The 406-nt window shown below is 76.1% G+C and carries 1 protein-coding gene; it reads right to left on the bottom strand.

Annotated features, from left to right (window positions below):
* On the bottom strand, positions 1-389 hold a 389-nt coding region (locus UK12_RS33305; RefSeq protein WP_197085382.1), incomplete at its 3' end, for a hypothetical protein.
* Positions 390-406 lie beyond the last annotated feature (17 nt).

Here is a 406-nt window from a genome sequence, read left to right on the forward strand (position 1 = left end):
TCGTCGGGCGCCGCCGCGCCGGGGGAGTGGCCCACCGGGGCGGGCTGACCGCCGGTCAGGCATGCCAGGAACACCAGCGCGGCGGCGTACCCGTCGGAGTTGGGCGAGGCGGAGGCGCCGCTTAGCACCACAAGGGCTTGGTACGCCGCGTCAGTCGCCTGCACTCCCCCCGCCATCGCGGCCGCCGCGCGACCGGCGATGAGGATCTGGCACTCCGCGGTCACGTCGCAGTAGCCGCCATACTCGTCGTGGCCGTGGTACCCACCACCGGCCCTCCGGGCGAGCGCGGCCGCGGCCTGGGTGCAGGGCTCGCGCACCCCCTCCCCCGGCCTGCCCCCGTTGAGGAGCAGCTCCAGGACCACGGCCAGGACGGCGATGACTACGGCCACCGCCACCGCGAGCCGGG

The sequence above is a fragment of the Saccharothrix sp. ST-888 genome (genome assembly GCF_000955975.1).
Classification (GTDB): domain Bacteria; phylum Actinomycetota; class Actinomycetes; order Streptomycetales; family Streptomycetaceae; genus Kitasatospora.